At 72.3% G+C, this 26,909-nt stretch carries 27 protein-coding genes and 1 pseudogene; 14 read left to right on the top strand and 14 right to left on the bottom strand.

Translation table 11 applies throughout. The features are described 5' to 3' along the window. Positions 1–113: 113 nt before the first annotated feature. The 3 genes from erpA (at position 114) to ACMCNO_RS10830 (ending at position 2,123) form a co-directional block, all read left to right on the top strand. Entirely contained in the window at positions 114–488 is a 375-nt protein-coding gene (erpA, locus tag ACMCNO_RS10820) for an iron-sulfur cluster insertion protein ErpA (protein WP_412739977.1), read from the top strand. A 149-nt stretch (positions 489–637) separates the two neighbouring features. After that, positions 638–1,615, top strand: a complete 978-nt coding sequence (locus ACMCNO_RS10825; protein WP_412749273.1) for a carbohydrate kinase family protein — start codon at positions 638–640, stop codon at positions 1,613–1,615. 7 nt (positions 1,616–1,622) lie between these two features. Continuing rightward, a complete protein-coding gene (locus tag ACMCNO_RS10830; protein ID WP_412749274.1) occupies positions 1,623–2,123 on the top strand; it encodes an AAA family ATPase in 501 nt (166 codons plus the stop codon). Here the strand turns inward: ACMCNO_RS10830 and ACMCNO_RS10835 are convergent. Then, entirely contained in the window at positions 2,116–2,328 is a 213-nt protein-coding gene (locus tag ACMCNO_RS10835; RefSeq protein WP_130511425.1) for a sulfurtransferase TusA family protein, read from the bottom strand. The genes ACMCNO_RS10830 and ACMCNO_RS10835 overlap by 8 nt on opposite strands. Beyond that, on the bottom strand, positions 2,325–3,482 hold the full coding sequence (locus ACMCNO_RS10840; protein WP_412749275.1) for a cysteine desulfurase family protein: 1,158 nt from the start codon (positions 3,480–3,482) through the stop codon (positions 2,325–2,327). Before ACMCNO_RS10840 ends, ACMCNO_RS10835 begins: the two co-directional genes overlap by 4 nt. 225 nt (positions 3,483–3,707) lie before the next feature. Between ACMCNO_RS10840 and coxB the strand changes: the two genes are divergently transcribed. Both coxB and ACMCNO_RS10850 read left to right on the top strand, forming a co-directional pair. After that, positions 3,708–4,640: a cytochrome c oxidase subunit II gene (gene coxB / locus ACMCNO_RS10845; RefSeq protein ID WP_412749276.1), complete on the top strand. Its 933-nt coding sequence runs from the start codon at positions 3,708–3,710 to the stop codon at positions 4,638–4,640. Positions 4,641–4,648: 8 nt separating this feature from the next. Further along, on the top strand, positions 4,649–5,074 hold the full coding sequence (locus ACMCNO_RS10850; protein WP_412749277.1) for a cytochrome c oxidase subunit 4: 426 nt from the start codon (positions 4,649–4,651) through the stop codon (positions 5,072–5,074). A 55-nt stretch (positions 5,075–5,129) separates the two neighbouring features. On the opposite strand, the gene ACMCNO_RS10855 is transcribed toward ACMCNO_RS10850, so the two are convergent. The 4 genes and pseudogenes from ACMCNO_RS10855 to ACMCNO_RS10870 form a co-directional block, all read right to left on the bottom strand. Then, the gene (locus tag ACMCNO_RS10855; protein ID WP_412749278.1) at positions 5,130–5,339 is read right to left on the bottom strand and encodes a hypothetical protein; all 210 of its coding nucleotides are present in this window, start codon (positions 5,337–5,339) and stop codon (positions 5,130–5,132) included. 163 nt (positions 5,340–5,502) lie between these two features. Beyond that, positions 5,503–6,567: an anthranilate phosphoribosyltransferase gene (gene trpD / locus ACMCNO_RS10860; RefSeq protein ID WP_412749279.1), complete on the bottom strand. Its 1,065-nt coding sequence runs from the start codon at positions 6,565–6,567 to the stop codon at positions 5,503–5,505. A gap of 41 nt (positions 6,568–6,608) precedes the next feature. Further along, positions 6,609–7,070 (bottom strand): hypothetical protein, encoded by a 462-nt coding sequence (locus ACMCNO_RS10865; protein ID WP_412749280.1) that lies wholly within the window; start codon positions 7,068–7,070, stop codon positions 6,609–6,611. Between the two features lie 258 nt (positions 7,071–7,328). After that, a pseudogene (locus ACMCNO_RS10870) lies at positions 7,329–8,243 on the bottom strand (cytochrome c oxidase assembly protein); the annotation flags it as partial. A 108-nt stretch (positions 8,244–8,351) separates the two neighbouring features. On the opposite strand from ACMCNO_RS10870, the gene ACMCNO_RS10875 reads away from it, so the two are divergent. The 4 genes from ACMCNO_RS10875 to ACMCNO_RS10890 are packed head-to-tail and all read left to right on the top strand — an operon-like array spanning position 8,352 to position 12,597. Next, entirely contained in the window at positions 8,352–8,951 is a 600-nt protein-coding gene (locus tag ACMCNO_RS10875) for a heme-copper oxidase subunit III (RefSeq protein WP_412749281.1), read from the top strand. A 46-nt stretch (positions 8,952–8,997) separates the two neighbouring features. Continuing rightward, positions 8,998–9,846, top strand: a complete 849-nt coding sequence (locus ACMCNO_RS10880) for a c-type cytochrome (RefSeq protein ID WP_412749282.1) — start codon at positions 8,998–9,000, stop codon at positions 9,844–9,846. 37 nt (positions 9,847–9,883) lie between these two features. Continuing rightward, on the top strand, positions 9,884–10,984 hold the full coding sequence (locus tag ACMCNO_RS10885) for a ubiquinol-cytochrome c reductase iron-sulfur subunit (RefSeq protein ID WP_412749283.1): 1,101 nt from the start codon (positions 9,884–9,886) through the stop codon (positions 10,982–10,984). Then, positions 10,981–12,597 (top strand): cytochrome b, encoded by a 1,617-nt coding sequence (locus tag ACMCNO_RS10890; protein WP_412749284.1) that lies wholly within the window; start codon positions 10,981–10,983, stop codon positions 12,595–12,597. The genes ACMCNO_RS10885 and ACMCNO_RS10890 overlap by 4 nt, the downstream gene beginning before the upstream one ends. A gap of 57 nt (positions 12,598–12,654) precedes the next feature. Here the strand turns inward: ACMCNO_RS10890 and ACMCNO_RS10895 are convergent, their stop codons facing one another. The 5 genes from ACMCNO_RS10895 to ACMCNO_RS10915 form a co-directional block, all read right to left on the bottom strand. After that, positions 12,655–12,942 carry an Lrp/AsnC family transcriptional regulator gene (locus ACMCNO_RS10895; protein WP_130511436.1) on the bottom strand — a complete coding sequence of 96 codons (288 nt, stop codon included), beginning with the start codon at positions 12,940–12,942 and terminating at the stop codon, positions 12,655–12,657. Positions 12,943–13,027: 85 nt separating this feature from the next. Next, the gene (locus ACMCNO_RS10900) at positions 13,028–13,861 is read right to left on the bottom strand and encodes a sugar phosphate nucleotidyltransferase (RefSeq protein WP_412749285.1); all 834 of its coding nucleotides are present in this window, start codon (positions 13,859–13,861) and stop codon (positions 13,028–13,030) included. Next, a complete protein-coding gene (locus tag ACMCNO_RS10905; protein WP_412749286.1) occupies positions 13,858–14,412 on the bottom strand; it encodes an NUDIX hydrolase in 555 nt (184 codons plus the stop codon). Before ACMCNO_RS10905 ends, ACMCNO_RS10900 begins: the two co-directional genes overlap by 4 nt. Positions 14,413–14,453: 41 nt before the next feature. Next, positions 14,454–16,241 (bottom strand): RelA/SpoT family protein, encoded by a 1,788-nt coding sequence (locus ACMCNO_RS10910; RefSeq protein WP_412749287.1) that lies wholly within the window; start codon positions 16,239–16,241, stop codon positions 14,454–14,456. Between the two features lie 166 nt (positions 16,242–16,407). Then, the gene (locus ACMCNO_RS10915) at positions 16,408–18,207 is read right to left on the bottom strand and encodes a DEDD exonuclease domain-containing protein (protein ID WP_412749288.1); all 1,800 of its coding nucleotides are present in this window, start codon (positions 18,205–18,207) and stop codon (positions 16,408–16,410) included. Positions 18,208–18,311: 104 nt separating this feature from the next. Between ACMCNO_RS10915 and ACMCNO_RS10920 the strand changes: the two genes are divergently transcribed. From ACMCNO_RS10920 to ACMCNO_RS10935, 4 genes are all read left to right on the top strand, one after another. Continuing rightward, a complete protein-coding gene (locus tag ACMCNO_RS10920; protein WP_412749289.1) occupies positions 18,312–19,676 on the top strand; it encodes an NYN domain-containing protein in 1,365 nt (454 codons plus the stop codon). Positions 19,677–19,818: 142 nt separating this feature from the next. Continuing rightward, positions 19,819–20,037: a hypothetical protein gene (locus tag ACMCNO_RS10925; RefSeq protein WP_412749290.1), complete on the top strand. Its 219-nt coding sequence runs from the start codon at positions 19,819–19,821 to the stop codon at positions 20,035–20,037. A gap of 66 nt (positions 20,038–20,103) precedes the next feature. Beyond that, positions 20,104–21,360: a M48 family metallopeptidase gene (locus tag ACMCNO_RS10930; protein ID WP_412749291.1), complete on the top strand. Its 1,257-nt coding sequence runs from the start codon at positions 20,104–20,106 to the stop codon at positions 21,358–21,360. Then, positions 21,360–22,484 (top strand): glycosyltransferase family 4 protein, encoded by a 1,125-nt coding sequence (locus ACMCNO_RS10935; RefSeq protein ID WP_412749292.1) that lies wholly within the window; start codon positions 21,360–21,362, stop codon positions 22,482–22,484. The genes ACMCNO_RS10930 and ACMCNO_RS10935 overlap by 1 nt, the downstream gene beginning before the upstream one ends. A gap of 89 nt (positions 22,485–22,573) precedes the next feature. Here the strand turns inward: ACMCNO_RS10935 and ACMCNO_RS10940 are convergent, their stop codons facing one another. After that, positions 22,574–23,794, bottom strand: a complete 1,221-nt coding sequence (locus ACMCNO_RS10940) for an MFS transporter (protein WP_412749293.1) — start codon at positions 23,792–23,794, stop codon at positions 22,574–22,576. 77 nt (positions 23,795–23,871) lie between these two features. Between ACMCNO_RS10940 and ACMCNO_RS10945 the strand changes: the two genes are divergently transcribed. After that, complete coding sequence (locus tag ACMCNO_RS10945) at positions 23,872–24,381, top strand: MarR family winged helix-turn-helix transcriptional regulator (RefSeq protein ID WP_412749294.1); 510 nt, start codon at positions 23,872–23,874, stop codon at positions 24,379–24,381. Positions 24,382–24,465: 84 nt separating this feature from the next. On the opposite strand, the gene ACMCNO_RS10950 is transcribed toward ACMCNO_RS10945, so the two are convergent. Further along, positions 24,466–25,134 carry a response regulator gene (locus tag ACMCNO_RS10950; protein WP_130511446.1) on the bottom strand — a complete coding sequence of 223 codons (669 nt, stop codon included), beginning with the start codon at positions 25,132–25,134 and terminating at the stop codon, positions 24,466–24,468. Positions 25,135–25,141: 7 nt separating this feature from the next. Next, positions 25,142–26,830 (bottom strand): GAF domain-containing sensor histidine kinase, encoded by a 1,689-nt coding sequence (locus ACMCNO_RS10955; RefSeq protein ID WP_412749295.1) that lies wholly within the window; start codon positions 26,828–26,830, stop codon positions 25,142–25,144. Positions 26,831–26,909: the final 79 nt, after the last annotated feature.

Raw genomic sequence — 26,909 nt, forward strand, 5'->3', positions numbered from 1 at the left:
TGGCGTTCATCTCGGCCCCACGAATTGGGAATGCCCCGGATGCGGGATAGCGTTGGTTGACTACGGCAGTATCTCTTCCACCGCACCATCCGCCATCGCAGGGAGAACCGCACGTGACCACTGAAGCGCACACCGAGTCGACCGAGGCCCCGGCCGCCGCGCCGACCGGCGTCATCCTGACCGACGTCGCGGCTGTGAAGGTCAAGGCCCTGATCGAGCAGGAGGGCCGGGACGACCTGCGGCTGCGGATCGCCGTGCAGCCCGGGGGCTGCTCGGGCCTGCGGTACCAGCTCTTCTTCGACGAGCGTTCGCTCGACGGCGACGTGGTCGCCGACTTCGACGGGGTCGAGGTCGTCGTCGACCGGATGAGCGCGCCGTACCTGGCCGGTGCCACGATCGACTTCGCCGACCGTATCGACGCCCAGGGCTTCACCATCGACAACCCGAACGCGCAGAACTCCTGCGCCTGCGGCGACTCGTTCCACTGAGCCGCACCGCACTCTCGCACGACACGGCCGTCCCCGGGGTGACCCGGGGGCGGCCGTGCTGTGTCCGCCCGGCGGCGTAAGAGTGTCCCGCTGGGGTCGGACCGGTAGGCTCACCCGGTAATCCCCGCCGACCCACCACGAGGGTTCATATGAAGATCGCCGTCACCGGCTCGATCGCCACCGATCACCTGATGCATTTCCCCGGCAGGTTCGCCGATCAGCTCATCGCCGACCAGCTGCACAAGGTGTCGCTGTCCTTCCTCGTCGACGACCTGGTCGTGCGCCGCGGCGGGGTCGCGTCGAACATCGCGTTCGGGATGGGCCAGCTCGGTCTGAGCCCGATCCTGCTGGGCGCGGTCGGTGCCGACTTCGCCGACTACCGCTCGTGGCTTGAGCGGCACGGCGTGGACTGCGACTCGGTGCACGTCAGCGAGGTCGCCCACACCGCGCGGTTCGTCTGCACCACCGACGACGACCTCAACCAGATCGCCTCGTTCTACGCGGGCGCCATGTCGGAGGCCCGCAACATCGAGCTGACCCCGGTCGCGCAGCGCGCGGGCGGCCTCGACCTCGTGCTGATCAGCGCCAACGACCCGGCCGCGATGATCCGCCACTCGCAGGAGTGCCGGGCCCGGGGTTACGCGTTCGCGGCGGACCCGTCGCAGCAGCTCGCGCGCATGGCCGGCGGCGACGTGCTGACCCTGATCGACGGCGCGGACTACCTGCTCACCAACGAGTACGAGAAGTCGCTGCTGGAGACGAAGGCGGAGCTGACCGACGCGCAGGTGCTCGAGCACGTCAAGATCCGCGTCACCACGCTGGGCAAGGACGGCGTGGAGATCACCGGCAAGGGCCTGGAGCGCATCCACGTGCCGGTCGCCCGCGACGTCGTGGTCGGCGACCCCACCGGCGTCGGCGACGGCTTCCGGGCGGGCTTCTTCGCCGCCGTGAGCTGGGGGCTGGGGCTGGAGCGGGCCGCGCAGGTCGGCTCGCTGCTGGCCGCGCTGGTGCTGGAGACGGTCGGCCCGCAGGAGTACGACGTCCGCAGCGACTTCTTCGCCAAGCGCCTGGCCGACTCGTACGGCGACGAGGCCGCCGCCGAGGTCATTCCGCACCTGCCCGCCTGAGCCGGGCATGGTCCTGGCCGTCTTCGCCGGCCTGCCGGGGGTGGGCAAGAGCACGCTTGCCCGGCAGGTCGGCGCGGCGCTGCCCGCCGCCGTGCTGGCGGTCGACGCGGTCGACTTCACGTTGCGGGAGTACGACGTCACCGAACCGCGCCCCGGCTTCGCCGCGTACGCCGTGGTGGCCGCGCTGGCCGAGACGCAACTCACCATGGGCCACAGTGTGATCATCGACGCGGTGAACCCGGTGCGCGCCGCCCGGCAGATGTGGGTGGAGCTGGCGGAGCGGATGGACGTGCCGCTGCGCGTGGTGGAGGTGATCTGCGGCGACGACGCGGAGCACCGCCGCCGGGTCGAGGCCCGGTACGCCGCCCGCGACCACGACGGCATCCCCGACTGGGTGCGGGTGCTCGAACGCGGCGCGGAGTACGAGCCGTACCTGGGACCACGCCTGGTGGTGGACACCCACCTGGCCAAGGACCCCGTGCCCTCGGTGGTCGGGTACCTCAGCTGACCCGGCGCACGTCGTAGCCGGGGCCGTCGGCCGCGCCGACGTACTGCTGGCCCTTGAGGCGGCACCACGCCGGGATGTCGTTGGCCGCGGCCGGGTCGTCGGCCAGCACCCGGACCACCTCGCCGACCGGCACCTGCGGCAGCCGCCGGGCCAGCGCGATCACCGGCAGCGGGCAGCGCTGGCCCAGGCAGTCCAGGACGATCACAGCCCGCTCACCCCGGCGGCCGCGCGCAGCTCGCCCACGATCCCGGGCAGCACGTCCAGGAACCGTTCCACCTCGGCCTCGGTGGTGCCGCGGTGCAGGGAGACCCGCACATTGCCGTGGCTGAGCACGCCCATCGCCTCCAGCACGTGGCTGGGCCGCAGCGTGGAGGCCGTGCACGACGAGCCGGACGAGACCGCGAACCCGGCGGCGTCCAGCGCGTGCAGCAGCGCCTCGCCGTCCACGTACAGGCAGGAGAACGTGACCAGGTGCGGCAGCCGCTGCACCGGGTCGCCGACCACCTCGACGTCGGGCACGCTCGCCGCGACCCGGCTCCGGACGCGCTCGACCAGGGCGGACAGCCGGGCCGCCTCGGCGGCCGCCGAGGCGGCCACGGCCCGCAGCGACGCCGCGGCCGCGACCACCGCGGGCAGGTCCAGCGCGCCCACCGGGCGCGGCCGGTGACGATCATCACCGGGGTACGGCGCCAGCCACCGCACCCCCTTACGCACGACCAGCAGCCCCACCCCGGGCGGCCCGCCCCACTTGCGGGCGCTGCCGGTCAGCAACGACCAGCCCGCCGGCACGCCGGTGTGCCCGAGCGACTGGGCCGCGTCGACCATGAGCGGCACCCCGGCGTCCGCGCACGCCCGCGCCGCCTCGGCCACCGGCTGCACCGTGCCCACCTCGTGGCTCGCGCTGATCAGGGCGGCGAGGGCGACCTCGGGGGCGGCGACCGCGGCCCGCCAGGCGTCCAGATCCAGGCGGCCGAGCCGGTCCACGCCGACCTCGGCGGCGTCGCCGTGCAGCGCGGCCGCGTGCAGCACCGCCGAGTGCTCGATCGCGGAGTGGACCAGCCGGGTGCCCGCGCGGCGCCGGCCGGCCAGGCCGCCGAGGATCGCGCTGTGCACCGCGGCGGTGCCGCTGGGCGTGAAGGTCACCTCGTCCGGGCGTACACCGAGGACCTCGGCGACTGCGCCGTGCGCGGCGTCCAGTAGCTGCCGGGCGCGGCGGGCGCCCGCGTACAGGCGGTCGGGGTCGGCCCAGCCGTCCTCCAGCGCCGCCAGCAGCGCCTGCCGGGCCACCGGATGCAGCGGGGCGGCGGTGGCCGCGTCCAGGTAGGTCGCGGCGCGGTCCCGATCGGACGTGTATTCCACCCCCGGAACGGTATCGTCCAGCTTGTCGGTGCAACGCCTGGGTGAGCCGAAGATCGGACCCCCGCAACGGGACGGTAGGGCCTGGTCGAGTAATGTGCGACCGTCGGTGACGCCTTGCCGCCGGTGTCCGGATCCGCGCTGATCAAGCGCTCATGAGGGCTCCGCGCCAGGCGGCGCTCATGAGGGGCTCGGCGCCAGGGGGCGCTGCATAGGAGGCAGGAGCAGGTGGGCGTAAAGAGTTCGGCCGCACGGCCACGAGCAGTCCGGCTCGCCGGGCTCGGCGTCGGTGGGGCGTTGCTGCTGACCCTGCTCGCGGGCTGTTCCGCGGACAGTATCGGTGCCAAGTTCGGCAACTTCGGATGGCCTGGCCCGGGCGTGAGCCTGCAGGCACACAAGATGTACGACCTGTGGATCGCCTCGGTGATCGCGGCGCTCGTGGTCGGCTTCTTCGTGTGGGGTCTGATCTTCTGGTGTGTGATCCGGTATCGCAAGCGCGGTGACGAGCTGCCCGTGCAGACCCGGTTCAACATGCCGATGGAGGTGCTGTACACGGTCACCCCGGTGCTCGTGGTCGCGATCCTCTTCTACTACACCGCGATCGTGCAGACCAGTGTCGACAAGCTGTCCAAGAACCCGGACCAGGTCGTCGAGATCGTCGCGTTCAAGTGGAACTGGCAGTTCAACTACCGCGACGGGGTGGGGTCCACCGCGTCGACGACGGCCTCGACCGTGGGCTCGTCCGACGTCGTTCCGCTGCTGGTGCTGCCGACCGGTAAGAAGATCCGCTTCGAGGAGACCAGCAAGGACGTCATCCACTCGTTCTGGGTGCCGGAGTTGCTGTTCAAGCGCGACGTCTTCCCGGGTAACACCCGCAACGTGTTCGAGGTGACCCTCGACAAGGAGGGTCGCTACGTCGGCCGGTGCGCGGAGCTGTGCGGCACGTACCACGCGTTCATGCAGTTCGAGCTGGTCGTGGTGTCGCCGCAGCGGTTCGACCAGTTCATCGCGGCGAAGAAGGCCGGTGCCTCCACGCCGGAGGCGATGGCCGCCATCGGCTTCACCGGTGACCAGGCGTTCGCCGTGAAGACCAAGCCGCTCGACACGCGCCGGCAGGGGCAGAGCTGGTACCAGCCGCAGACGACGGCCATCGGGAAGTAGGGGACCAGATGAAGACCGAATACAAGATCTTCGCCGGGGTCGCCGTCTTCCTGTTCGGCGCCGCCGCGGTCTACGCGACGTGGACGCACCTCGCGAACGAGCACACCGAGTGGGTCGGCACCGTGGCGCTGATCCTGTCCGGACTGCTCTGCGCGATGTGCGGCGGGTTCTTCTGGTTCGTGGCGCGCCGCATCGACCTGCGCCCGGAGGACCGGCCGGACGGCGAGATCGTCGAGGGGGCTGGGGAGATCGGCTTCTTCAGCCCGGGCAGCTACTGGCCCTTCGGGCTGGCGCTGGCCGCGGCCATCGCCGCGGTCGGCCTGGTGTTCGTGATGTGGTGGCTCGTCGCGGCCGGGCTCATCGCGGTCATCTTCGCGGCCTGCGGCCTGCTCTTCGAGTACTACTCCGGTACCCGGCACCCCGCCGAGCACTGATCCGTACCAACGGCACGGCCCGCGCCCCGTCTGGGACGCGGGCCGTCGTCGTCGGTCAGGCGGCGCGGCGCTGCTGCGGCGCCACCCGGCGACCCCGCGTGTCGGAGGGCTGGATCCACACCCGCAGGGTGGCCGGGATCAGCACCTCGGCCGTACCGCAGCCGGTGCAGATCAGCTCGGGGCAGTCCTCGGCATCCTCGCCCGTCGCCATCTCGAACAACATGTCGCGCTGGCAGGTCACGCAGTGCATCTCGCGTTCTCGCACGGGTGTCTCCTCTTCACGGGAAGGTGGAATTACCCGGAATCCTGGAGAAACGCTGTCATGCGATCGGGGCACAGCGGTGGACGCTGACCGGCGTGTCGCGCGTGCAGCTCACGCCGTACCGTAGATGATCTTTTCCACAGCCCGGCCGGGCGTGATCATCGCCTCAGGCGGGCTCCGCGGCCTTCGCCGCGCGGGCCGCCGCCACCCAGCGCTCTAGCAGGGCCGTCGCCGCGCCGGAGTCGACGGTCGCCGCCGCCCGCTCGATGCCCGCCCGCAGGGCGTCCGGGAAGCCGCCCGGGAAGCCCGCCTGCGCGGTCAGCGCCGCGGCCGCGTTGAGCAGCACCGCGTCGCGGACCGGTCCGGTCTCGCCACCGAACACCCGCACCGCCACATCCGCGTTGAACGCCGCGTCGCCGCCGCGCAGATCCCCGGGGGCGCTGCGGGGCAGGCCGAGGTCCGTGGCGTCCACCAGGGCCTCCTCGACCGCGCCGGCACGGGCGATCCACACCCGGGTGGGCGCGGCCGTGGTGAACTCGTCCAGGCCGTCCTCGCCACGCATCACCAGGGCCGAATCGCCACGGCGGGCGAAGACCTGGGCCATCACCGGGGCCATCCGCAGGTCGAAGCAGCCCACCGCCGCCGAGCGGGGCCGGGCGGGGTTGGTCAGCGGGCCCAGCATGTTGAAGAAGGTCGGCACGGCCAGCTCCCGGCGGGTGACCGCGGCGTGCCGCATGCCGGGGTGGTAGCGGGCGGCGAAGCAGAAGCCGATCCCCGCCTCGGCCACCGTGCGGGCAACGCCCTGCGGGCCCAGGTCGAGCGGGATACCGAAGTACTCCAGCAGGTCCGCCGTGCCGCACGCGGAGGAGGCGGCCCGGTTGCCGTGCTTGACCACCCGCACCCCGCTGGCGGCCACCACCACCGCCGCCATAGTGGAGATGTTCACTGTGTGGGCCCGGTCACCGCCGGTGCCGACCACGTCCACGGCGTTGGTGCGCACCTCGTCGGGCAGCGGGACCAGGGTGGCGTTGCCCAGCATCGCCTCGACCAGCCCGGCCAGCTCGGCCGGGGTCTCGCCCTTGGCGCGCAGCGCTATCGCGAATCCCGCGACCTGGACCGGGGTGGCATTTCCGGTCATGATCTCGTCCATCGCCCAGGCGGTGTCCTGGGTCGACAGCTCCTCGCCGCGCAGCAGCGCGCTCAGCAGGTTCGGCCAGGTGGGTGCGCCCATGGCGGGGCCTCCGTCCGGGGGGTACGGCGGGTGGTGGACGATCAGCCGATCTGGCCCAGCGGCACGGCGCCGGCCCGGCGGGCACGCAGCATGCCGGCGACCGTCTGGCCGGTGACGACCGGGTCCAGCGGGTACACGAGGGTCGCGTCGACCTGCGCGAACGCGGCCAGCCAGCGGTCGGCCGCGCGGGCGATGACGACGCAGGTGGGCGGCGGCACCTGGTATTCGTCCTTCACCTGGCGGGCGATGCCGAGCCCACCGGCCGGGGCGGCCTCGCCGTCGAGGACCATCAGGTCGATCTCGTAGTCGTCCAGCAGCTCACGGCACTGCTCCCAGGTGGCCGCGTCGACGAACTCGACCGCCAGGTCGGCGGCGGGTCGTTGACCGATCGCCAGCCGGATGCGGTCGCGCACCGCGGGATCGTCGCTGTACAGCAGGATGGTGTACTGCTCCGGCTCGGTCCGCTGGGTGGATGCGTCCCGGTGGCTGTGTGCGTCGCTCATCTCGTGCCCGGCTCCCACGCTCGTAGCTGCCCGCTGATCGTAGCGAACCGGTTATCCGGAGTCCGGTTGCGGGCGCGTCCGCGTCCCGGCGAGCCGGGCCTGCTGCGCCGCCTGCTCGGCGCCCGGCGGGCCGTCCGGCTCGGCGGCCTGCTGTTCCTCCTGCTCGGCGGCCTGCTGTTCCTCCTGCTCGGCGGCCTGCCGGTCGTCCTGGTCCGGGGCCCGTTCGAGGGTGCGATCCGCGGCGTCCCGGCGGTCCAGGGAGGCGCGTTCCGCGGCTTCCTGGCGGTCCAGGGCGCGGTCGATGCGGCGGGCCTCCCGCTCGGACTGGCGGATCCACTGCACGACCAGGATGCCGAGCATCGTGACGCTGACGATCTCGCCGCCCGCCCACAGCACGCCACCGGCCACCACCTGGTCGTTCTGCGGGTCCGCCCAGCCCAGGTGCAGCGACGGGTACCAGTCGCCGCCGAGCAGGGTCCGGCTCTGCATGATGGTCAGGCCCAAGACGGTGTGGAACGGCACGGACAGCACCATCAGCAGCGCCCGCGCCGGGTACGGCCAGCGGTTCGGCAGCGGGTCCAGGCCCAGCAGCGGCCAGAAGAACAGGCAGCCCGTGACGATGAAGTGGGCGTGGATGAACTCGTGCGCCCACGGGTGCGCGAGGGTGTAGCGGTAGAGGTCAGTGAAATACAGCACGAACGGGTTGGCCACGAACAGGCCGAAGGCGACCAGGGGGTAGGTCAGTACCCCGACCACCCGGCTGTGCAGCACCGCCAGCAACCTCTTGCGCGCGGCCGGGGCCAGCGTACGCAGGGCCAGGGTGACCGGCGCCCCGAGCGCCAGGAAGATCGGGCCGACCATGGACAGCATCATGTGCTGCACCATGTGCACCGACAGCAGCGTGGTGTCGTACGCCTCCAGCCCGCTGACCGTGACCGCGGCGATCGAGCCCAGCCCGCCGAGCAGGAAGGCGACCGACCGTCCGGTCGCCCAGGCGTCCCCGCGCCGCCGCAGCCGGTGCACCCCGTACGCGTAGAGCGCCGCGGCGACCAGCAGGCCCAGCGCGATCAGGCTGTCCAGCCTGACCTGGGTGAAGATCTCCGTCGCCGTGAACGGCGGGGGGACAGTGTCCCCCGCCGCGCCCGCGAGGGTGGGAGTTTCGACGAGCTGCACCACCTGAGGCTAGGACTTCGGCGGGGTGGCCCGGTCACCGGGCGTCGACACGTACCGGATTGGGCCCCCCGCGACACGTTGCGGTGATCGCGGGGCAATAATGAGCCCGTGACAGCGGCCCCAGCCATCGACAAGAGCCGGATCCACTCGCTGACGCGCCCCAACATGGTGAGCGTCGGGACGATCGTGTGGCTCTCCAGCGAACTCATGTTCTTCGCGGCGTTGTTCGCGATGTACTTCGCCATCCGTGCTGCCGACTACAAGATGTGGGAAGAGCACACCCCGCACCTGAACATCCCGTACGCGACGACGTTCACGGTGATCCTGGTTCTCTCGTCGGTCACCTGCCAGCTCGGCGTGTTCGCGGCGGAGAAGGGTGACGTGTTCGCGCTGCGGCGCTGGTTCGCCATCACCTTCGTCATGGGCCTGATCTTCGTGCTCGGCCAGGCGAACGAGTACCGCCACCTCGTGCCCGAGGGCATCGCGCTGAACCACGACGGGTACGGCTCGATGTTCTACCTGACGACCGGCTTCCACGGCCTGCACGTCACCGGCGGTCTGATCGCCTTCATCGTCTACATGATCCGCACCACGATGGGGCGGTTCACCCCGGCGCAGGCGACGTCGGCGATCGTCGTGTCGTACTACTGGCACTTCGTCGACATCGTGTGGATCGCGCTGTTCGCCATGATCTATTGGCTGCAGTAGCCGTCGCTCGTCCCCACCAGGTCGAAACTCAAGAGGACACAGGCCCATGACTTCTGACACCCCCGCCGGTCGGCGCTTCCGGGTGTTCCGCCGACGGCGGTCGGCACCCAGCCGGGCGCGCCGCCGCCTCGGCGCCGCGGTCCGCATGATCGCCGCGCTCGCGCTGGCCGGTGGCGTCTACACCGCCTTCGCCCCGGGCGCGTTCGCGCAGGACAACACCCAGCTCTCCGCGGCCGCTCAGGAGGGCAAGGCGCTGTTCGACAACAGCTGCATCAGCTGCCACGGGCGTGACGCCCGGGGTGTCGAGGGCCGCGGGCCCAGCCTGATCGGCGTCGGCTCGGCCTCGGTGGAGTTCCAGGTGGGCACGGGCCGGATGCCGATGGTCCGGCAGGAGGCCCAGGCCGAGCAGAAGGCGCCACACTTCAAGGCCGAGGAGGTCAAGCAGCTCGGCCAGTACATCCAGGAGCTGGGCGGCGGGCCGCAGCTGCCGACCGGGCCGCTGACGGTCGACCCCGAGGCCGACCCCGGTGCGCTGTCCCGCGGCGGTGAGCTGTTCCGGCAGAACTGCACCTCCTGCCACAGTTTCGGCGGAGCCGGTGGCGCGCTGTCCTCGGGCAAGTTCGCCCCGAGCCTGGGCGACGCGACCCCGGAAGAGATCTACGCCGCGATGCTGACCGGCCCGCAGAACATGCCGGTGTTCGGCGACAACGAGATCACCCCGGACCAGAAGCGGGAGATCATCACCTACATCACGGTCCAGCTCCAGCAGGACAAGGACCCGGGCGGCCTGTTCAACCTGGGCCGGTACGGACCGGTCACCGAGGGTCTGGCGATCTTCCTGGTCGGCATCACCATCCTGGTTTTCACGACCCTGTGGATCGCGGGTAAGTCATGACCGAGCGCAGCGAGAGCAGGACAAGAAAGGCACGGCCATGACCGTTACGAAGGACGAGGGGCAGACCGGCGGCACCCAGCCGGTCGACCTCAGCGACCCGCGGTTGTCGCGCTTCGAGATCGTCCGTGAGGGGGCGCGGCGCGACGACATCGAGATCGTCACGTACGAGTCGCAGTTCCCCACGCCGGGCTCGAAGGCGGAGAAGAGGGTCGAGCGGGCCATCGCCCTGCTGTTCGTGATCGCCGGAATCATGGCGCTCGCGTTCGTGGTCGCCTACATCTGGTGGCCGTGGGAGTTCAAGCTCGGCGACACGCTCAGTGACTACTACACCCCGATCCTGGGGATCTCGCTGGGCATCGCGCTGCTCTGCATCGGCCTGGCGATCCTCGCCTGGGCCAAGAAGCTGCTGCCGCACGAGGTCTCGATCCAGGACCGGCACGAGGGCGCGTCGAGCGCCGAGGATCAGCAGATCACCGGTCAGACGATGCTGTTCACGGTCGACGAGCTGGGCATCCAGCGGCGGCCGCTGCTCAAGGGCGCGGTGGCGCTGGGCCTGGCGCCGATCGGGCTGGTCGCGGCCGCGCCGCTGATCGGCGGGATGATCAAGAACCCGCACAAGCCCGACCGTGGCCAGGACCCGCCGCTGTTCCGCACCGGCTTCACCCCGCAGAACGGCCAGAAGATCCGGCTCACCCGCGAGGACGGCAGCGCGATCCGGCCCGAGGACGTCAGCGTCGGCGGCCAGATCACGGTCTTCCCGGGCGTCCCGGGTGGGGCCACCAACGAGTACGCTGACTCGCCGACCCTGCTCATCCACCTGCGGGTAGACGACGCGGAGAAGACGCGGGCCAACGCGGCGCCGATCAACAAGGGCGCGATGTGGGGCAACTACGTCGCGTACTCGAAGATCTGCACCCACGCCGGCTGCCCCGCCAGCCTGTACGAGCAGATGACCAACCGGTTGCTCTGCCCGTGCCACCAGTCGCAGTTCCTCATCACCGACAACGCCCGGCCGATCTTCGGGCCCGCCAGCCGGAGACTGCCGCAGCTGCCCATCACGGTGGACGCGGAGGGATACTTCGTGGCGAGCGAGGACTACCGCGAGACCGTGGGCCCTGACTTCTGGGAGCGGCCATGAAGCGCCGAAAGCTCGACATCGGTGCGATGCCCGGCGCTGCCGCGGCCGGCATCGACGAACGTTTCCAGGTCGCTACGCCGCTGCGTCGCCTGCTGAACAAGGTCTTCCCGGACCACTGGTCGTTCCTGCTGGGCGAGATCGCGCTGTTCTCGTTCATCATCCTGCTGCTCAGCGGCACGTTCCTGACCCTGTTCTTCGACCCGTCGATGCAGGACGTGACGTACGACGGCGCCTACCTGGCGCTGCGCGGCCAGGAGATGTCGGCGGCGTACGCGTCGTCGCTGCACCTGTCGTTCGAGGTGCGCGGTGGCCTGTTCATGCGCCAGCTGCACCACTGGGCGGCGCTGCTGTTCATGGCCTCGATCATCGTGCACATGGCGCGCGTCTTCTTCACCGGCGCGTTCCGCAAGCCGCGTGAGGCGAACTGGGCGATCGGCCTGATCCTGTTCCTGCTCGGCTTCCTGGAGGGCTTCACCGGCTACTCGCTGCCGGACGACGGCCTGTCCGGCACGGGTCTGCGCATCGCCTCCGCGATCATGCTGTCCATCCCGGTGATCGGCACCTGGCTGTCGGCGTCGGTCTTCGGCGGCGAGTTCCCCGGCCACCTGATCATCGGCCGGTTCTACATCGCGCACGTGCTGCTGATCCCGGGTGGCCTGCTCGGCCTGATCAGCGTCCACCTGGCGCTGGTGTTCAAGCAGAAGCACACCCAGTGGCCCGGCCCGATGCGGACCAACTCGAACGTCGTCGGCGAGCGCATGTTCCCGCGGTACGCGCTCAAACAGGGCGGCTTCTTCATGACCGTCTTCGGCGTCGTGGCGCTGCTGGCGGGCCTGTTCCAGATCAACCCGATCTGGCTGTTCGGCCCGTACCGGGCGTACGAGGTGTCCTCGGCCAGCCAGCCCGACTGGTACGTCATGTTCATGGACGGGCTGGTCCGGCTCATGCCGGCGTGGCAGATCACGCTGCCGTTCGGCGATGGCTACAGCATTCCGCCGCTCTTCTGGCCCGCGGTGGTGGGGCTGGGGGCGCTGACCACGGTGCCGATGTTCTATCCGTTCATCGAGGCGCGGCGGCTGAAGGACAAGCAGACGCACCACCTGCTCCAGCGGCCCCGTGACGCGCCCGAGCGGACCGGGGTGGGCGCCATGGCGTTCACGTTCTTCATCGTCGCCACGCTGTCGGGTGGCAACGACGTCATCGCGGACAAGTTCCACATCAGCCTGAACGCGATGACCTGGGCGGGGCGTATCGGCCTGATCATCCTGCCGCCGCTGGCGTACTTCATCGCCTACCGGATCTGCCTCGGCCTGCAGCAGCACGACCGTGAGGTGCTGGCCCACGGCGTGGAGACCGGCATCATCAAGCGGCTGCCGGACGGGCGCTTCGTGGAGGTGCACCAGCCGCTCGGCCCGGTGGACGACCACGGCCACCCGCTGCCGCTGGATTACGCCGGCTGGGTCGTACCGAAGAAGATGAACCGGGTCGGGGCGCTCGGGCCCGCGATCAAGGGCTTCTTCTTCCCGGTCGAGAAGCCGGCGGAGGCCCCGGTGTCGCCCGCCGTGCCGCCGGTGACCCGCGAGGAGCGCGAGGAGATCACCTCCGGCCGCTGATTCATCCGCACGACGAAGGGGCCAGCCGAACGGCTGGCCCCTTCGCTGTGCCTGCGGTCAGTCCGCGTCGGGCAGGCCGATCGCGAACGCGTCCTCCAGGTCGTGCCGGGAGTAGGCCCGGAACGCGATGTGCGACTCGGTGTTCAGCACCCCGGGGGTCTTCGAGATACGCCCCGCGATGACCTCGGCGATGTCGTCGAAGTGCGGCACCCGGACGATCGCGATGAGGTCGACGTTGCCGGCGACCGAGTACACCTCGCTGACGCCGGGCAGTTCTGCGAGCGCCTGGGCGACCTCGGGGATCGAATCGGTGGCGCAGTCGATGTGCACGATCGCGGTGTTCACCTGCGGGCTCCTCGCTCCAGGGCCGGTCGGACGGATGGGCCAATGCTATCGGCGTGGGCGACCGCGCCAAGCCGCACGCGGCAGCTCATGCCGGTACGGTCACGCCCACGCCCGTACGGACGACCTTGAACAGGCGCTCGGCCGCCGACACCGTCGCGCCTGGCCACACCACGCACCGCTCCACGTCCCCGCGCACGACCGCCCCTGCTCCGACCACGGAGCGGGTACAGCTGCCGGTGACCGTCGCCGTCGGATCGATGAGGCTGCCGTCGCCCGCCGCGTGCAGGTTGGCCGCCAGGTAGTCGGCCGGGGTGCCGGTGTCCAGGTACAGACCGTCGAAGTCCACCAGTTCGAGGGCGCCGTCCGCCTCGGCGGGCCGCCACACCGTCCGCACCAGGTTGCTCGGCTGCGCCGCCAGGTCCCGGACCCGCCGCCACGGCAGCAGGGAGAAACCGGCGAACCGGCGCCCGCTGAATTCGCCGGTCGCGCCCGGCTCCGGGGGACGGGTGAGCATGCGTACGGTCTCACCGTCCCAGCCGTCCAGCAGCGCCGCGATGTCCTTGCCGGGCTCACGCCGGGGATCCGCCAGGTACGCGTCCGCGTTGCCCACCAGCACCCCGCGCCCGTCGATCCAGCCGCGCAGGCGCCCGATGCCGCCGGAGGTGCCCAGCGGGCCGTCCGGCTCCACGGACAGGTGCGCGCGCCCGCCGACGTGGCTCACCACCTGCTCGGCCAGATACGCGGCGTTGACCGCGGTGGTGTCCGGCCCGGCCAGTCCCAGCCCGGCCAGCCGGTGCAGCGCACGATCGAGGAGTGCCACGTTGCCGACCGGGCACAGCGCCTTGGGCAGCCGTTCGGTCAGCGGTCGCAGCCGCTGGCCCTCCCCGGCGGCCAGGACGACAGCGCAGACTCCGATCACGACGTACCGCCGTCGGCGGGCGGTGGTGGCGCCGACGGTGACTCTGGCGAGCCGGCGGCCGGACCGATGCCGTAGAGGCCCAGCAGGAGTTCCGTGTTCGGGGTCAGCAGCGGCAGGTCGTCCAGCGGGAACCAGCGGGCCTCCAGCACCTCGCCACCGTCCACGACCAGTTGCGTACGGGAGGCCGGCACGCTCGCCGTGAACACGGTGTCCACCCAGCCCTTGGCGTGCACGATGGCGTTGGGCACGGCCGGCGTCAGCGCCGCGGCATCGAGGTCCACGCCGGTCTCCTCGAACAGCTCCCGTGCGGCGCCCTCCACGGGCGGCTCGCGCCGCTTGAGCAGGCCCGCGGGCAGTCCCCAGCCTCGGCCCGGCGGCTGGCGCAGCAGGAGCAGCCGCCCGGGCGCCGGTGCTTCCGCATCGTGGAGCAGGGTCACCGCCCCGACGAGGTACTTCGGCGAGACGACGCGGACGAGGCGGCGACGCGCGCGGTGCGGCAACCGGTACAGGATCTGGTACGCGTAGCCACGCAATCGCCGGTGGAGATTCACCCCATCAGGCTATCGGGGCACAACTATGGGCCGCCGCCCTGTCAGTCCGGGTGGTCGACCAGCGCGATGAGTTGCTCGACGACGTTGTCCGGCTCCAGGCTGCGTTCGGTGACCGCGACCAGCATGGTTTCCAGGTCGGGGTAGCCGAGCTCCTCGGCGAGGCGGCGCAGCGGGACCTCGCTGGCCAGGCCCCGGTCGTGCTTGCGCAGCGTCAGCCCGATCGTGGCACGGCCGAGGCGGACCTTGTCCGCGATGCTGATGCCCGGGGCGTCCGCCTCGGCGAAGTAGCGGTTGATCTGCATCTGGGCGTGGGGCGACTTGACGAAGCCCAGCCACTCCTTGCGCGGGCCGCGCGGGGCGTCCAGCTCCGTTTCGACGTGGCCGTCCGTCTCGGTGAAGATCTCCACGACGTCGCCGTCGCGCAGCGGGGAGCTGAGCGGGGCGAGCCGGCCGTTGATCGTGGCGGCGAGACACTGGTCGCCCTTGTCAGGGCTCAGCTCGTACGCCAGATCGACCGGGGTGGAACCGGCGGGCAGTTCGACCGTGGTGCCGTCGGCGAACACCTGGATCTGCGCCTCGGCCAGGTCGCACCGCAGCGAGGCGAGGAACTGGCCGGCGTCCGTGGTCTCCTGCTCCCAGTCGAGCACCCGGCGCAGCCAGGTGAGCTGGTCGGAGCCGGGGGTCTCGGCCCATTCGGTCTTCGGGTAGCGAAAGCCGGTGGCGACGCCGTACTCGGCGCAGCGGTGCATCGACTCGGTACGGATCAGCACCTCGACGAGCCGGCCGTCGGGCCCGGTCACCGTGGTGTGCAGGGAGCGGTACAGGTTGTTCTTCGGCGAGGCGATGAAGTCCTTGAACCGGCCCGCGACCGGGCGCCACCGGCCGTGGATCGCACCGAGCGCGGCATAGCAGTCCGTGTCCGGGCCGTCGATCACCACCGCGATACGGGGCAGGTCGAACGGCACCGGATACCCGCCGGCGACCGTGTCCTTCCAGATCGAGTAGTAGTGCCGGGGCCGTGGGGTTACCTTGGCGTCCACCCGGGACCGACGCAGCGCGGTGAGCGTCTTGTTGGTGACGTCGGCCAGGTACTGCGCCCAGCCGGGGCGGTTCTTCACGTGCTCCTCGATGCGGGAGTACGCCTCCGGGTGCAGGTGGTACAGCACGACGTCGTCGAGGTCACGCTTGAGGGCCTGGATGCCGAGCCGGTCGCAGAGTGGCACGAGCACGTCCAGGGTGGCCGTGGCGATGCGGGCCCGTGAGGCGGGGGAGCGGGCGTCCAGCGTGCGCATGTTGTGCAGGCGGTCGGCGAGCTTGATGACCAGCACCCGGACGTCCTTGCCAGCCGCCACGATCATCTTGCGGATCGTCTCGGCCTCGGCCACCTTGCCGTAGAACGCCTTGTCGAACTTGGTCACGCCGTCGACCAGGTGGGTCACCTCGGGGCCGAAGTCGCCGTGCAAGGCTTCGAGGGTGTAGCTGGTGTCCTCGACCGTGTCGTGCAGCAGCGCGGCCACCAGGGTGGTGGTGTCCATCCCCAGCTCGGCGCAGATCTGGGCGACCGCGAGCGGGTGGGTGATGTACGGGTCGCCGCTCTTGCGTTTCTGCCCCTCGTGCATCGCCGCGGCGATCGAGTAGCTGCGCCGCAGCATGCCCACGTCCGCCGACGGGTGCACGGCCTTGTGTGTCTTGGTCAGCGTGGCGACGGGATCGTCGTCGCCGCTCTGGAAGCTCAGCAGGGAGCGCAGTCGCTGGGTGAGCGTGGTCTCGGAGGGAGCCGTCGACAGGGCGCGGCCAAACGCGGCGCCGTGACCGGCGTCGACATCCACCCCGGACACCCCCTCACCGATCTGTCACGCGCACGCACAGAACAACCTCGGGGCTTGGCCGGCACACCGGAAACGGATGGCTTGCCGAGTGTGTCGGCAGGCGCGCTGCCGACCGCCGATACAACGGCTCGCCGAACCCTCCGACGCGCCGGTAACCCCGCGTGCCCTACAGCCTATGCGAGCGACGGTCATCCGAACGGTCAGTTACCGATGAGCAAACGGCCGAGTCCCGGCCCGAGGCCGCGGCTTCCGCCCTGCTGAGCAGGCTACTGAACCGCGCGGCGCCACGGGCCGGTGACACCCAGTCACCAGAAGTTTCCACCAAGCGGGTGTCGGGACGGTCGAGCCACGCCAGGATCCGCTCCGTCTCCTCGGCGGACGCGGCCGGCACCGGGCCCGGCCCCGGCCGTACGGTCTCGGCGGTCGCCCGGGCGGCGTCCAGGGTCGGGCGCGGGTGCTCCCGCGGTGGGGAGGTGGCCGCGGCGGCCAGCCGGCCGTGCCGGACCACGATGATCTCCCAGCCGCCGACCGCGTCCCGGCGGGCCGCGACCAGCTCGGGCAGTCTGGTCAGCGCGCCCAGGCGCTGCATCCGCACCGTGGCCCGCAGCAGGGCGATCAGCCGCGACCGGACCACCGCCGCCTCCTCGTAGCGCTGCCGGTCGCTGAGCGAGGCGATGCGGGCCAGCAGGGCGTCCACGATCGGCTCGGGATCGCCGTGGGTGGCCGTGCGGAACGGCAGCGCGGCGCGGCGCGCGTACTCCTCGGTGGTGATCTGGTGCTCGCAGGGGGCCGGGCAGCGGCCCAGCTCGGCCAGCGCGCACGCCGGGGTGGGGGTGCGCACGGACAGCCGGTGGGTGCACTGCCGCAGCGGCACGGCGTCATACACCCCGGCGGCGGCCAGCTCCGCGGTGCGCCGGGAGGAGAACGGCCCCAGGTAGGTCGCGTCGTCGTCGGCGAGCTGACGCACCACGGACAGGCGTGGATACGCCTCCGTGGTCAGCTTGAGCCACACCACCCGCTCCGGGTATTTCGACCGTCGGTTGTACGGCGGTGCGTGTGCCGCGATCAGCCGCAGTTCGCGCACCTCGGCCTCCAGTGCGTGCGCGCACTCCACCGCCTCCACCCGGGTCGCCGCGGTCAGCATCTCGGAGATCCGGGCCCGCTTCTCGCTGGCGGTGAAGTACGTGCGCACCCGGGTGGCGATGTCCTTCGACGTGCCGACGTAGAGCGCGCGCTCGTCCGCGCCCCGGAACACGTAGACCCCGGGGGCGTGCGGCAGCCCGTCGGCCAGATGGCGTTTGCGGCGCTGGGCCGGGGTGACCGCCTTGGCGAACTCGATCGCCTCGCCCAGGGTGTGCACCCGGTGACCACCGAGCCGCTCGATGAGGCCGTGCAGGACGTCGACCGTGGCGCGGGCGTCGTCCAGCGCCCGGTGGGTGGGCTCGACCGCGGCGCGGAAGAACCGGGCCAGCGTGCTGAGCTTGCGGTTGGGCACCTCGTCGCGGGTCAGGACCCGGCGGGCCAGCGCGGCGGTGTCGACGACCCGCGGCTGGGGCCACGGGTAGCCGTGGCGCGCGCAGGCGGCCTTGAGGAAGCCCACGTCGTAGGGCGCGTTGTGGGCCACCAGGACCGCGCCGCGCAGGAACTCCAGCAGGCTGGGCAGCACCACCTCGATCGGCGGCGCCGGGGCCAGCATCGCCTCGGTGATGCCGGTCAGCACGGTGATGAACGGCGGCAGCCGCTCACCCGGGTTGACCAGGGTGGCGAACACCCCGAGCTGCTCGCCGCCGCACACCTTCACCGCGCCGATCTCGGTGATCCCGGCGCCGTCGGGGGCGCCGCCCGTGGTCTCCAGATCCAGCACCACGAACGTCGTGTCCCGCAGGGACAGCGCCGCCGGTGCGACGGAGCCGTCGGCGCTCAGGAGGGTGTCCAGAGTGCCCTGCACGTATGCCGGTTGTGCCACGGCGCGCACATTAGGGCCGGGGTACGACAATCGGCCGGGGCCGCGGCGAAAGTGATCGCCTCTGCCCTGGGCGGTCGGGTCGGGCGCGGTGGGAGACTGGTGGCATGTCCGCGGTCCCATCCTTCGACGACCGCCTCCCTGAGGAGGCGGTCGTCGACGTGTCCGGGGCCGAGCCGGTGCTGCCGGAGCCGGTCCGCGCCCGGGTCACCGCGCTGGTCGCCGCGGCCCTGCCCGCCCTGGCCGCGGACGAGGTGCCGGTGGCGCTGCGGCGGGTCGTCCGGTTCGCGCCGAACCGACGGGCCAAGCTCGGCGGCGCGGCGATCGCCGCCCAGCTCACCGCGGATCCGCTGTTCCGGCAGCGGGTCGGCGCCCGGATCGTCGGGGACGCGGGTGATCTTGGTGCCGCGATCACCGGCGGGGTCGCCCCGGCCGCCGCCGACCCGGTGGAGGTGGCCGCGCTGGCGTTTCTGGCCCGTCCCGAGGGCTGGCGTGCGCTGGTCGAGGCCGCGGGCGACGCGGTGCGCGCCGAGGCGGACACCGCCGCCGTGGCGGGCCTGGTCCGCGACGCGGAGCAGCGGGCCACGCGCGCCGAGCACGACCGCGCGGTCGCCAAGGTGGAAGCGGACAAGCTGCGCGACGAGCTGGCCCGGGTCCGCGAGGAGCTGGGTCAGGTGCGCGAGGAGGCCCGCTCCACCGGGCGCGCCCTGCGCGAGGCGCAGGCCGCGCAGAAGCGGGCCAGCGACCTGCTGGCCACGGAGAAGGGCCGCGCGGCCCGGGCCACGGCGGATCACGAGGCCGAGGTACGCCGGCTGCGCGCGAAACTCGCCGAGGCGGAGGCGGCCGCCGCGAGCGGGCGGCAGAACGCCCGGGACGCCCGCGCCGCGGACGAGGCGCGGCTGTGGCTGCTGATCGAGACGATCGGGCAGGCCGCCTCCGGGTTGCGCCGGGAGCTGGCGCTCGGGCCGTCCGACCGGCTGCCCGCGGACTTCGTCGCCGACGCGGCGGCCGACCGCCCCGGCCAGCAGGAGCGGTCCCGGCCGCGGGCCCAGGACACCGACGACCCGGCGCGGCTCGACCAGTTGCTGGCGCTGCCCCGCGCGCATCTCATCGTGGACGGCTACAACGTCACCAAGCGCGGCTTCGCGGAGATCTCGCTGGAGAATCAGCGCAAGCGGCTGATCACGGGGCTCGGCGGGATCGCCGCACAGACCGGCGACGAGGTGACGGTGGTGTTCGACGGCGCGGAGCGGGTGCACGGGCTGCCACCGGCGCCGCGCGGCGTCCGGGTGCTGTTCTCCCGCAAGGGCGACACCGCGGACGAGCTGATCCGCCAGCTGGTCCGGGCGGAACCGGCGGGGCGGCCGATCGTGGTGGTCTCCTCCGACCGGGAGGTGGCCGACGGAGTCCGGCGCCATGGGGCGTACCCCATGGGTGCGGATTCACTGCTGCGGCGGCTCGCACGCTCCTGAGCCCTCGCGGGGCCGTCGTGCCGTTCTTGTCGTACCCCTCGCATAGCGTGACGGTCACCGATGGTGGTCGGTCCGCGACACCTTCCCCCGTCGACCTCCCGGGTCGACATCGCGGCCGGTCACCGTCGCGGAGGGAGAAGAGATGATCATCGATTGCGGGCGGTGCGCCGAGCGGACCGAGCAGTGCCACGGCTGCCTGGTCAGCACGCTGTACGACACCCCCGACGGCATCGCCGATCTGACCCCCGGCGAGCTGCGCGCCGTCGAGACCTTCGAGCTGGCGGGGTTCGAGGTCGAGCTGCTGGCGACCCCGCCCCCGCCGGTCGTGGTGCCCCTGCGCCGGCCCCGTCGGGTGGCCTGAGCACACGATGGGTGATCATCAGAGCCGTTCTCTACGATGGGCGGCCATGAGCCAGCGAGCTGACGGATGACCCCCCGCACATGGGCGGCCTGCGCCCTCGCCGTCCTGGTCGTAGCCCTGGTCGTGGCGGTGGTCGTGACCGTGCCGTGGCATCGTCCGCCCGCTCCGCGCGCCGACCAGCTGGCCGCGCTGCGCGAGTTCCCGTCCGCGCAGGTGGCCCGGGCCCGCGCCTTCCACGCCGACCTGCGCCCGGCGACGTACGGTGCGCTCGTGCTGGGGCTGGTCGCGGCGCTCGTGCTCGGGCTGACCCCGCTGGGGGCGCGGGTGGTGGAGCTGGCCGGGCGGCCCTTCGGCGGCCACTGGGCGGCGCAGGCCGTGCTCGGCGGGCTCGCCGTGGTCTTCCTGCTCGAGGTGCTCACGCTGCCGTTCGCCGCGTGGCGCCACACCATCGCGGTCCGGTACGGCATCTCCACCCAGTCCTGGGGCGGCTGGAGGGTCGACCTGCTCAAGGGCTACGCGGTCGGCGCGGTGATCGGCGGGATAGTCCTGTTCGGTTTCTTCGCGGTGGTGCGGCTGGCGCCGCGCTGGTGGTGGGCGTTCGGGGCGGCCGGGGCCGCCGCGCTCGTGGTGCTGCTGTCGTTCGTGCTGCCCGTGGTCGTCGAGCCGGTCTTCAACCGGTTCACCCCGATGGCCGACGGGCCGCTGCGCACCGAGCTGCTGGCGCTGGCCGCCCGCGACGGGGTGCCGGTGCGCGACGTGCTCGTGGCGGACGCGTCCCGGCGCACCCGGGCGGTCAACGCGTACGTGTCGGGGTTCGGGCCGACCCGGCGCATCGTCGTGTACGACACGATGCTGGCCGAGGCCGACCCCGCCGAGGTGGTCTCCGTGACCGCGCACGAGCTGGGTCACGCCAAGGAGCAGGACGTGCTCACCGGCACCCTGATCGGCGCGCTCGGCGCCGCGACCGCGGTGGTGGCCCTGTTCCTGCTCGGCGGCTGGAGCCCGCTGCTGCGGTGGGCCGGGGTGGGCGCCATCGGCGAGCCCCGGGCGATGGCCCTGCTCCTCGCGGTGAGCACGGTCGCCGGGCTGGTGGCGGGTCCAGCCCAGGCGTTGCTCACCCGCCGGATCGAGGCGCGGGCGGACGCGCACGCGCTCGCGCTGACCGGTGACCCGGCCACCTTCGAGTCCATGCAGCGCCGCCTGGGCACGGTCAACCTCGCCGACCCGGACCCGCCGACCTGGGAGTACGTCATGTCCGCCTCGCATCCGTCCACCGTGGAGCGGATGGCCGCCGCCCGCGCGTACGCCCGGGGGGAACGCTGATGGGGCGCACCCTGCTGATCACGAATGACTTCCCGCCCCGGCCCGGCGGCATCCAGCAGTTCGTGCACAACCTGGCCGTACGCCAGCCCGCCGGTTCCGTGGTGGTCTACGCCTCCACCTGGCGGGGGGCGGAGAAGTTCGACGCCGAGCAGCCGTTCGAGGTGGTCCGCGAGAACACCGGGGTGCTGCTACCCACCCCGGCGGTGGCCCGGCGTGCGGCCGATCTGGCCCGCGCCCACGACTGCGACACGGTCTGGTTCGGTGCGGCGGCGCCGCTGGGACTGCTGGCCGACGGGTTGCGCCGCCGGACCGGGGTGCGCCGGGCGGTCGGGGTGACCCACGGCCACGAGATCGGCTGGGCGGCGCTGCCCGGCGCCCGGCAGCTGCTGCGCCGCATCGCGCACGGCAACGACGTGCTGACCTACCTGGGGGAGTATCAGCGGGTCCGGCTCGCCCGGGCGCTGGGGGAGCGCACCGAGCTGCACCGGCTGGCGCCCGGGGTGGACGTCGACGCGTTCCACCCCGATGTGGACGGTGCCGCCGTGCGCGCCCGCTACGGCCTGTCCGACCGGCCGGTGATCGTGTGCGTGTCCCGGCTGGTGCCGCGCAAGGGCCAGGACACACTGATCCGCGCGCTGCCCGAGGTGCGCCGCCGGGTGCCCGGGGCGGCGCTGCTGCTGGGCAGCGGCGGGCCGTACCGGAAGACGCTGGAACGGCTGGCCCGCGAGCACGACGTCGAGTCCGATGTGGTCTTCACCGGCTCGGTGCCGTGGGCCGAGCTGCCCACCCTGTTCGCGGCCGGCGACGTGTACGCGATGCCCTGCCGCACCCGCGCGGCCGGGCTGGACGTGGAGGGACTCGGCATCGTCTACCTGGAGGCGTCCGCCACCGGCCTGCCGGTCGTCGGCGGCGATTCCGGCGGCGCCCCGGACGCGGTCCGCGACGGCGAGACGGGGTATGTGGTGGGCGGGCGGGATCTCGCCGCGCTCACCGAGCGACTGGTGCAGCTGCTCTCCGACCCGGCCAAGGCGCGGGCGATGGGTGCGGCGGGCCGGGAGTGGGTCGAGCGGGAATGGCGCTGGGAGCAACAGGCGGACCGGATGGCGGCGCTGCTCCACGGCTGACCGCTCGCTGCGGCGGGTGCACGGTGGGGCCGGACAACGTGCGCGGTGCGGCCGACAACGTGCACGGTGGGGCCGAAGGGCTGCGCGGGTCAGACTCCGGCGGTGGCCATGACCGGTGGCTCAGCCGCCGCCGGGGCGCGGGTGAGCCTGCGCGAGGCGGGCACCAGCAGCGGTGCCGCCGCCGCCAGCGCGAACACCACGGAGCACACCACCAGCACGCGATCCATGCCGTACGCCTCGGACAGCGGCCCGGCCAGTGCGCTGCCCACCGGCATCGCCACGAACGACGTCAGCATGTCCCACGAGTGCACCCGCCCGAGCGCGGCGTGCGGCACGTGGTCCTGCAACGCGGTCTCCCAGGCCACGGAGAAGAACGAGAGTCCGGCATACCCGGCCACCGCGCCGGCCATCACGGGCAGCAGCACGCCCGGCCACACGTACGCGAGCGCCCACAGCGGCATCAGGAACAGCGCGAACCATCCGGCGCGTAGCAGGCGGGCCGGGCGCAGCCGCAGCGCGACCGCCGCCCCGACGACGCCGCCGAGTCCCTCCGCCGAGGCGACGAAACCGGCGGCGCTCGCCCCGCCGAGGCGTTCGACCGCGAGCACCTGGACGAGGACGAACACGACACCGTTCGCGATGTGGTACACGGTGGCGGACAGGACGCCGGCCAGTAGCCAGTCCCGGGTGCGGATCTCGCGCCATCCGGCGCCGAGGTCCTGCCACATCCTCCCCCGCGGGGCCCGTGGCGCGTGGGCGCGGATGAGCGCCGCCGCGGCGGTGGAGGCGAGGAAGCTCGCCGCGTTGACCGCGAAGCCGGTGCTGGCGCCGAACCGGGCGACTGTCAGGCCGCCGAGGGCGGGGCCGAGCACGGCACAGCAGGTCTGGACGAGGCTGAGGGTGGCGTTGGTGGACTGGCGGCGGGCGGGCGTGACGAGCAGCGGCTTGAGCGCCATGAGGGCGGGGGAGAAGAACGCGCCCGCGCCGGACGAGACGGCGGCCAGCGCACACAGCGCCGGAAGGTGGTAGCCGCCGGAGCCGAACATGACTGCAATGGCGCCCGTGGTGGCGAACCGGACCAGATCGGCGCCGATCATGACGCGTTGCGGCTGCAGGCGGTCGGCCCACACGCCGCCGAACAGGGTGCAGGCCAGCATTGCCACCACGGAGCAGGCCATGACCAGCCCGAGGTCGCGCGCGCCACCGGTCGGGGCGACCGCCACCGCGAGCGCGACGGTCTGGAAGCCGTTGCCGAGCCACGACAGGGCCATGCCGGTGACCAGGAGCCGGAAGTCCGAGGGGAGACGCACGCCGGCAATAGTAGTTCACCGTCTAACTATTTATTAGTTGACTATCAAACGCTTGTCAGGGCTGGCAGGATGGCAGCATGAGCGAGCAGCCCCGCGACGCGGTGGACCAGCACGTCGCACGGTGGGCCGAATTCTGGAAGAGCGATCCCGTGTTCGCTCCGGAGGTCGAGGGCGCGCTGGTGCGGATGGACCACATCCTGCGCCGGATGCGCCGCGAGGACGCCGCGGCCTTCGCCGACCGCGACTTCACCCTGGAGGACTACAAGACACTGCACGCGCTGATGGTGCAGCCCTACCCGACCGAGGCCACTCCGGCCCAACTCGCCGAGGCCACCGGCGTCACCCGGGCCGCCATGACCAGTCGCCTGGACCGGCTCGCGGCGGCGGACCTCATCACCCGGGAGGTCGGCGCCGCCGACCGCCGCCGCGTGGTGGTGCGGCCGACCGCGACCGGGCGGGCGGTGTGGAACCAGCACATCTTCGAGGGCATGGCGCGCGAGCAGCGGCTGCTTCAGGCACTCGACGTGAACGAGTTACAGCAACTCAACGCGTTGCTGCGCAAGGTGATCCGGTCGCTCGACGAGTGAACGGCGCGACCGGGCCGGGGCCACCGTCCACGCGGGAAGACCGGTCCGCCCGGCGCATGCCGGGCGGACCAGAGGATGGTGCGGTCAGAACTTCGGGGCGTCCGGCGCCTCGAGCAGCCCCAGCCGCAGCGCGGTCATCAGGGCCTGGGCGCGGTTGGCCGCGCCGAGCTTCTCGTACAGTTTGGAGATGTGGGTCTTCGCCGTGGACTCGCTGACGAACAGCTGCTTGGCGATGCCCGCCACGCTCATGCCGTCGGCCAGCAGGCGCAGCACCTGACCCTCGCGCGGCGACAGCTGCGGACCGGACGGGGCGAGTCGCCGCTTCATGGCCTCGGCCAGGTCGGCGGCCGTGAACGCGCTGGGCGCGCTGGCGGCGTGCCGGGCAGCCGCGACCACCTCGTCCGCCGGTGCGGTCTTGGGCACGAAAGCGCTGGCTCCGGCCTCCAGAGCACCGAAGAGCTGGTCGTCACCCGCGTACATGGTCAACACGACGATGCCCATGTTGGCGTTGTTCTTGCGCAGCGCCCGGGTGGCCTCCAGGCCACTGCCGTCCGGTAGGCGCAGGTCCATGATGACGACGTCGGGCTGCAGGGCACCGGCCTGCCGGACCGCCTCCGCGGCCGTGGCCGCCTCACCGACGACCTCGAACTGCCGGTCCCGCTCGAATGCGTGCCGCAGCCCCTTACGGATCAGATCATGATCGTCGACAAGCAGCACCTTGGTGCGGGTCGTCGGCAACGGACTGGTCGACATGCTCGGGTTACTCTCCTTCTGGTGCAGAAACGCTATCCCGCACGCTATCGCGCCGAGTCGAAGTTCCAAGCTTTACCGCAACGGTTGTCCCGCTGGGGTGTCGCGGTCTGATCTCCAGACGGCCCCGGATACGTTCCGCTCTCTCGGCCATGATCGCAAGGCCGTACCTCCCGTCGGGGCGGTCGTCGGCGAAGCCCTTGCCGTCGTCAGTGACCTCGATTTCCGCGTACGGCGGGTCCACCGTGCAGGTGACCCACAGATTAGACGCCCCGGCGTGCTTACGCGCGTTGGTGATCGCCTCCTGGGCGATGCGCAGCAGTTCCGCCTCCGTGGCGGCGGGCAGCCGGGCGGTGGACTCGTCGAACGTGAAGTGCACCCGCAGGCCCGCCGAGGTGCCCAGCGTGCGGGCGTACTCCGCGATCGCCGCGGCCAGGCCGCCGTTACGGTCCACCTCCGAGCGCAGCTCGAACAGGCTCAGCCGCAACTCCGTGATCACCCGGGTCACCTCGCCCCGCAGGATGCGCAGCTCCTCGGCCGCCTCCTCGGCTCCCTCGGGGAGGGTGGCCTGCGCGTTGTCGATCCCGTAGCCGACCATGACCAGTTCCTGGGCCACTCCGTCGTGGATCTCCCGCGCGAGTCGCTGGCGCTCCTCGTTGGTCGCCAGCGACCGGACATCGTCGAACAGCAGGGCCGCCTCCAGCCGCAGCGCCGCCGGGCCGGTCACCTCCAGCACCCCGGACACCACGCCCGGCGGGTACGCCTGCGGCACGTCGGACTCCAGGATCACCAATCCGATCGTGCGTACGCCCGCCACCAGCGGCACGACCAGCGAGGACACCTCCGCGCCGGCATGCGTACGGGCCTGGGAGCGGCTGGCCACCTGCGGCTGCTGGGAGGCCCACGCGTCCGCGATGGCGGAGTCCGCGTCGAGCGTGACCTCCCAGTCGACGCGCTCGGCGCCGGTCTGGGCGAGCACCACCAGCCGGCCGCCCCCGCTGGCCGACAGCACGGCCGCGCGGTTGCCCGGGGCGGTCGCCCGCAGCTCCTCCAGCAGGTGCTCCGAGATGCCGCCCGGGTCCAGCGTGGCGCCGGGCAGGGACCGGGCGACGCTGCGCAGCTGGGTGAGCAGCCGGGTGGCCTCCGCGTACGGCTGGGGCTGCTGTTCGGCGGGCTGCATGAGCTGGCGCATGGTGTCGGCGGCGAACGTGACGATCGCGCCGAGCACCAGCCACTGGCCGCAGGCGGCCAGGTATCCCGGCTGGGTGATCGGCGGGACGCCGCCGCCCATCAGCCCGCCCGCGACCATCGAGACCGCGGCGACGCCCAGCAGCGCGGCGCCCTCGGTCGGGCGGCGCCGCAGCGCCGCGGTGAGCAGCGGCACCGCCAGGTACGGCAGCACCGCCTCGGCGCCGAAACCCGCGTCGACCGTGCCGGTCAGATCGGCGGCGGCGGCCACCGACCCGGCCGCCAGGCCGGTGATGGTGACCTCCGCGAACCGGCCCAGCGGCGCCGCGATCCGGTGGTCCGGGGTGAGCAGGGCGGGCAGCGCGGCGATCGCCAGCAGGGCGATCCAGCGCAGCTCGGCCAGATCCTGGGTGGCGATCAGGGTCAGGGCGCCGACCAGGGCGAGCATGACGATGCGGGCGGCCACCGCGAGCGGTTGGACCCGCGCGGGGGTGCTGGCTGAGGTTGGCACGTGACGGATGGTAGCCCTGCCGTGGCCGCGGCCCACGAGGTGCGCCGCCGGGCCCGGTGGCCGGGATCCGGGCCGCGAC

Origin of the sequence: Krasilnikovia sp. M28-CT-15, from assembly GCF_047159595.1 — a bacterium.
Classification (GTDB): Bacteria; Actinomycetota; Actinomycetes; order Mycobacteriales; family Micromonosporaceae; genus Actinoplanes.

Bases quoted from the DNA above. Each gene is read 5' to 3' on its own strand.
- ACMCNO_RS10825 (WP_412749273.1), top strand. From the start codon at position 638: ATGAAGATCGCCGTCACCGGCTCGATCGCCACCGATCACCTGATGCAT.
- ACMCNO_RS10830 (WP_412749274.1), top strand. From the start codon at position 1,623: ATGGTCCTGGCCGTCTTCGCCGGCCTGCCGGGGGTGGGCAAGAGCACG.
- ACMCNO_RS10850 (WP_412749277.1), top strand. From the start codon at position 4,649: ATGAAGACCGAATACAAGATCTTCGCCGGGGTCGCCGTCTTCCTGTTC.
- trpD (WP_412749279.1), bottom strand. From the start codon at position 6,567: ATGGGCGCACCCACCTGGCCGAACCTGCTGAGCGCGCTGCTGCGCGGC.
- ACMCNO_RS10865 (WP_412749280.1), bottom strand. From the start codon at position 7,070: ATGAGCGACGCACACAGCCACCGGGACGCATCCACCCAGCGGACCGAG.
- ACMCNO_RS10880 (WP_412749282.1), top strand. From the start codon at position 8,998: ATGACTTCTGACACCCCCGCCGGTCGGCGCTTCCGGGTGTTCCGCCGA.
- ACMCNO_RS10885 (WP_412749283.1), top strand. From the start codon at position 9,884: ATGACCGTTACGAAGGACGAGGGGCAGACCGGCGGCACCCAGCCGGTC.
- ACMCNO_RS10890 (WP_412749284.1), top strand. From the start codon at position 10,981: ATGAAGCGCCGAAAGCTCGACATCGGTGCGATGCCCGGCGCTGCCGCG.
- ACMCNO_RS10920 (WP_412749289.1), top strand. From the start codon at position 18,312: ATGTCCGCGGTCCCATCCTTCGACGACCGCCTCCCTGAGGAGGCGGTC.
- ACMCNO_RS10925 (WP_412749290.1), top strand. From the start codon at position 19,819: ATGATCATCGATTGCGGGCGGTGCGCCGAGCGGACCGAGCAGTGCCAC.
- ACMCNO_RS10930 (WP_412749291.1), top strand. From the start codon at position 20,104: ATGACCCCCCGCACATGGGCGGCCTGCGCCCTCGCCGTCCTGGTCGTA.
- ACMCNO_RS10935 (WP_412749292.1), top strand. From the start codon at position 21,360: ATGGGGCGCACCCTGCTGATCACGAATGACTTCCCGCCCCGGCCCGGC.
- ACMCNO_RS10945 (WP_412749294.1), top strand. From the start codon at position 23,872: ATGAGCGAGCAGCCCCGCGACGCGGTGGACCAGCACGTCGCACGGTGG.
- ACMCNO_RS10950 (WP_130511446.1), bottom strand. From the start codon at position 25,134: ATGTCGACCAGTCCGTTGCCGACGACCCGCACCAAGGTGCTGCTTGTC.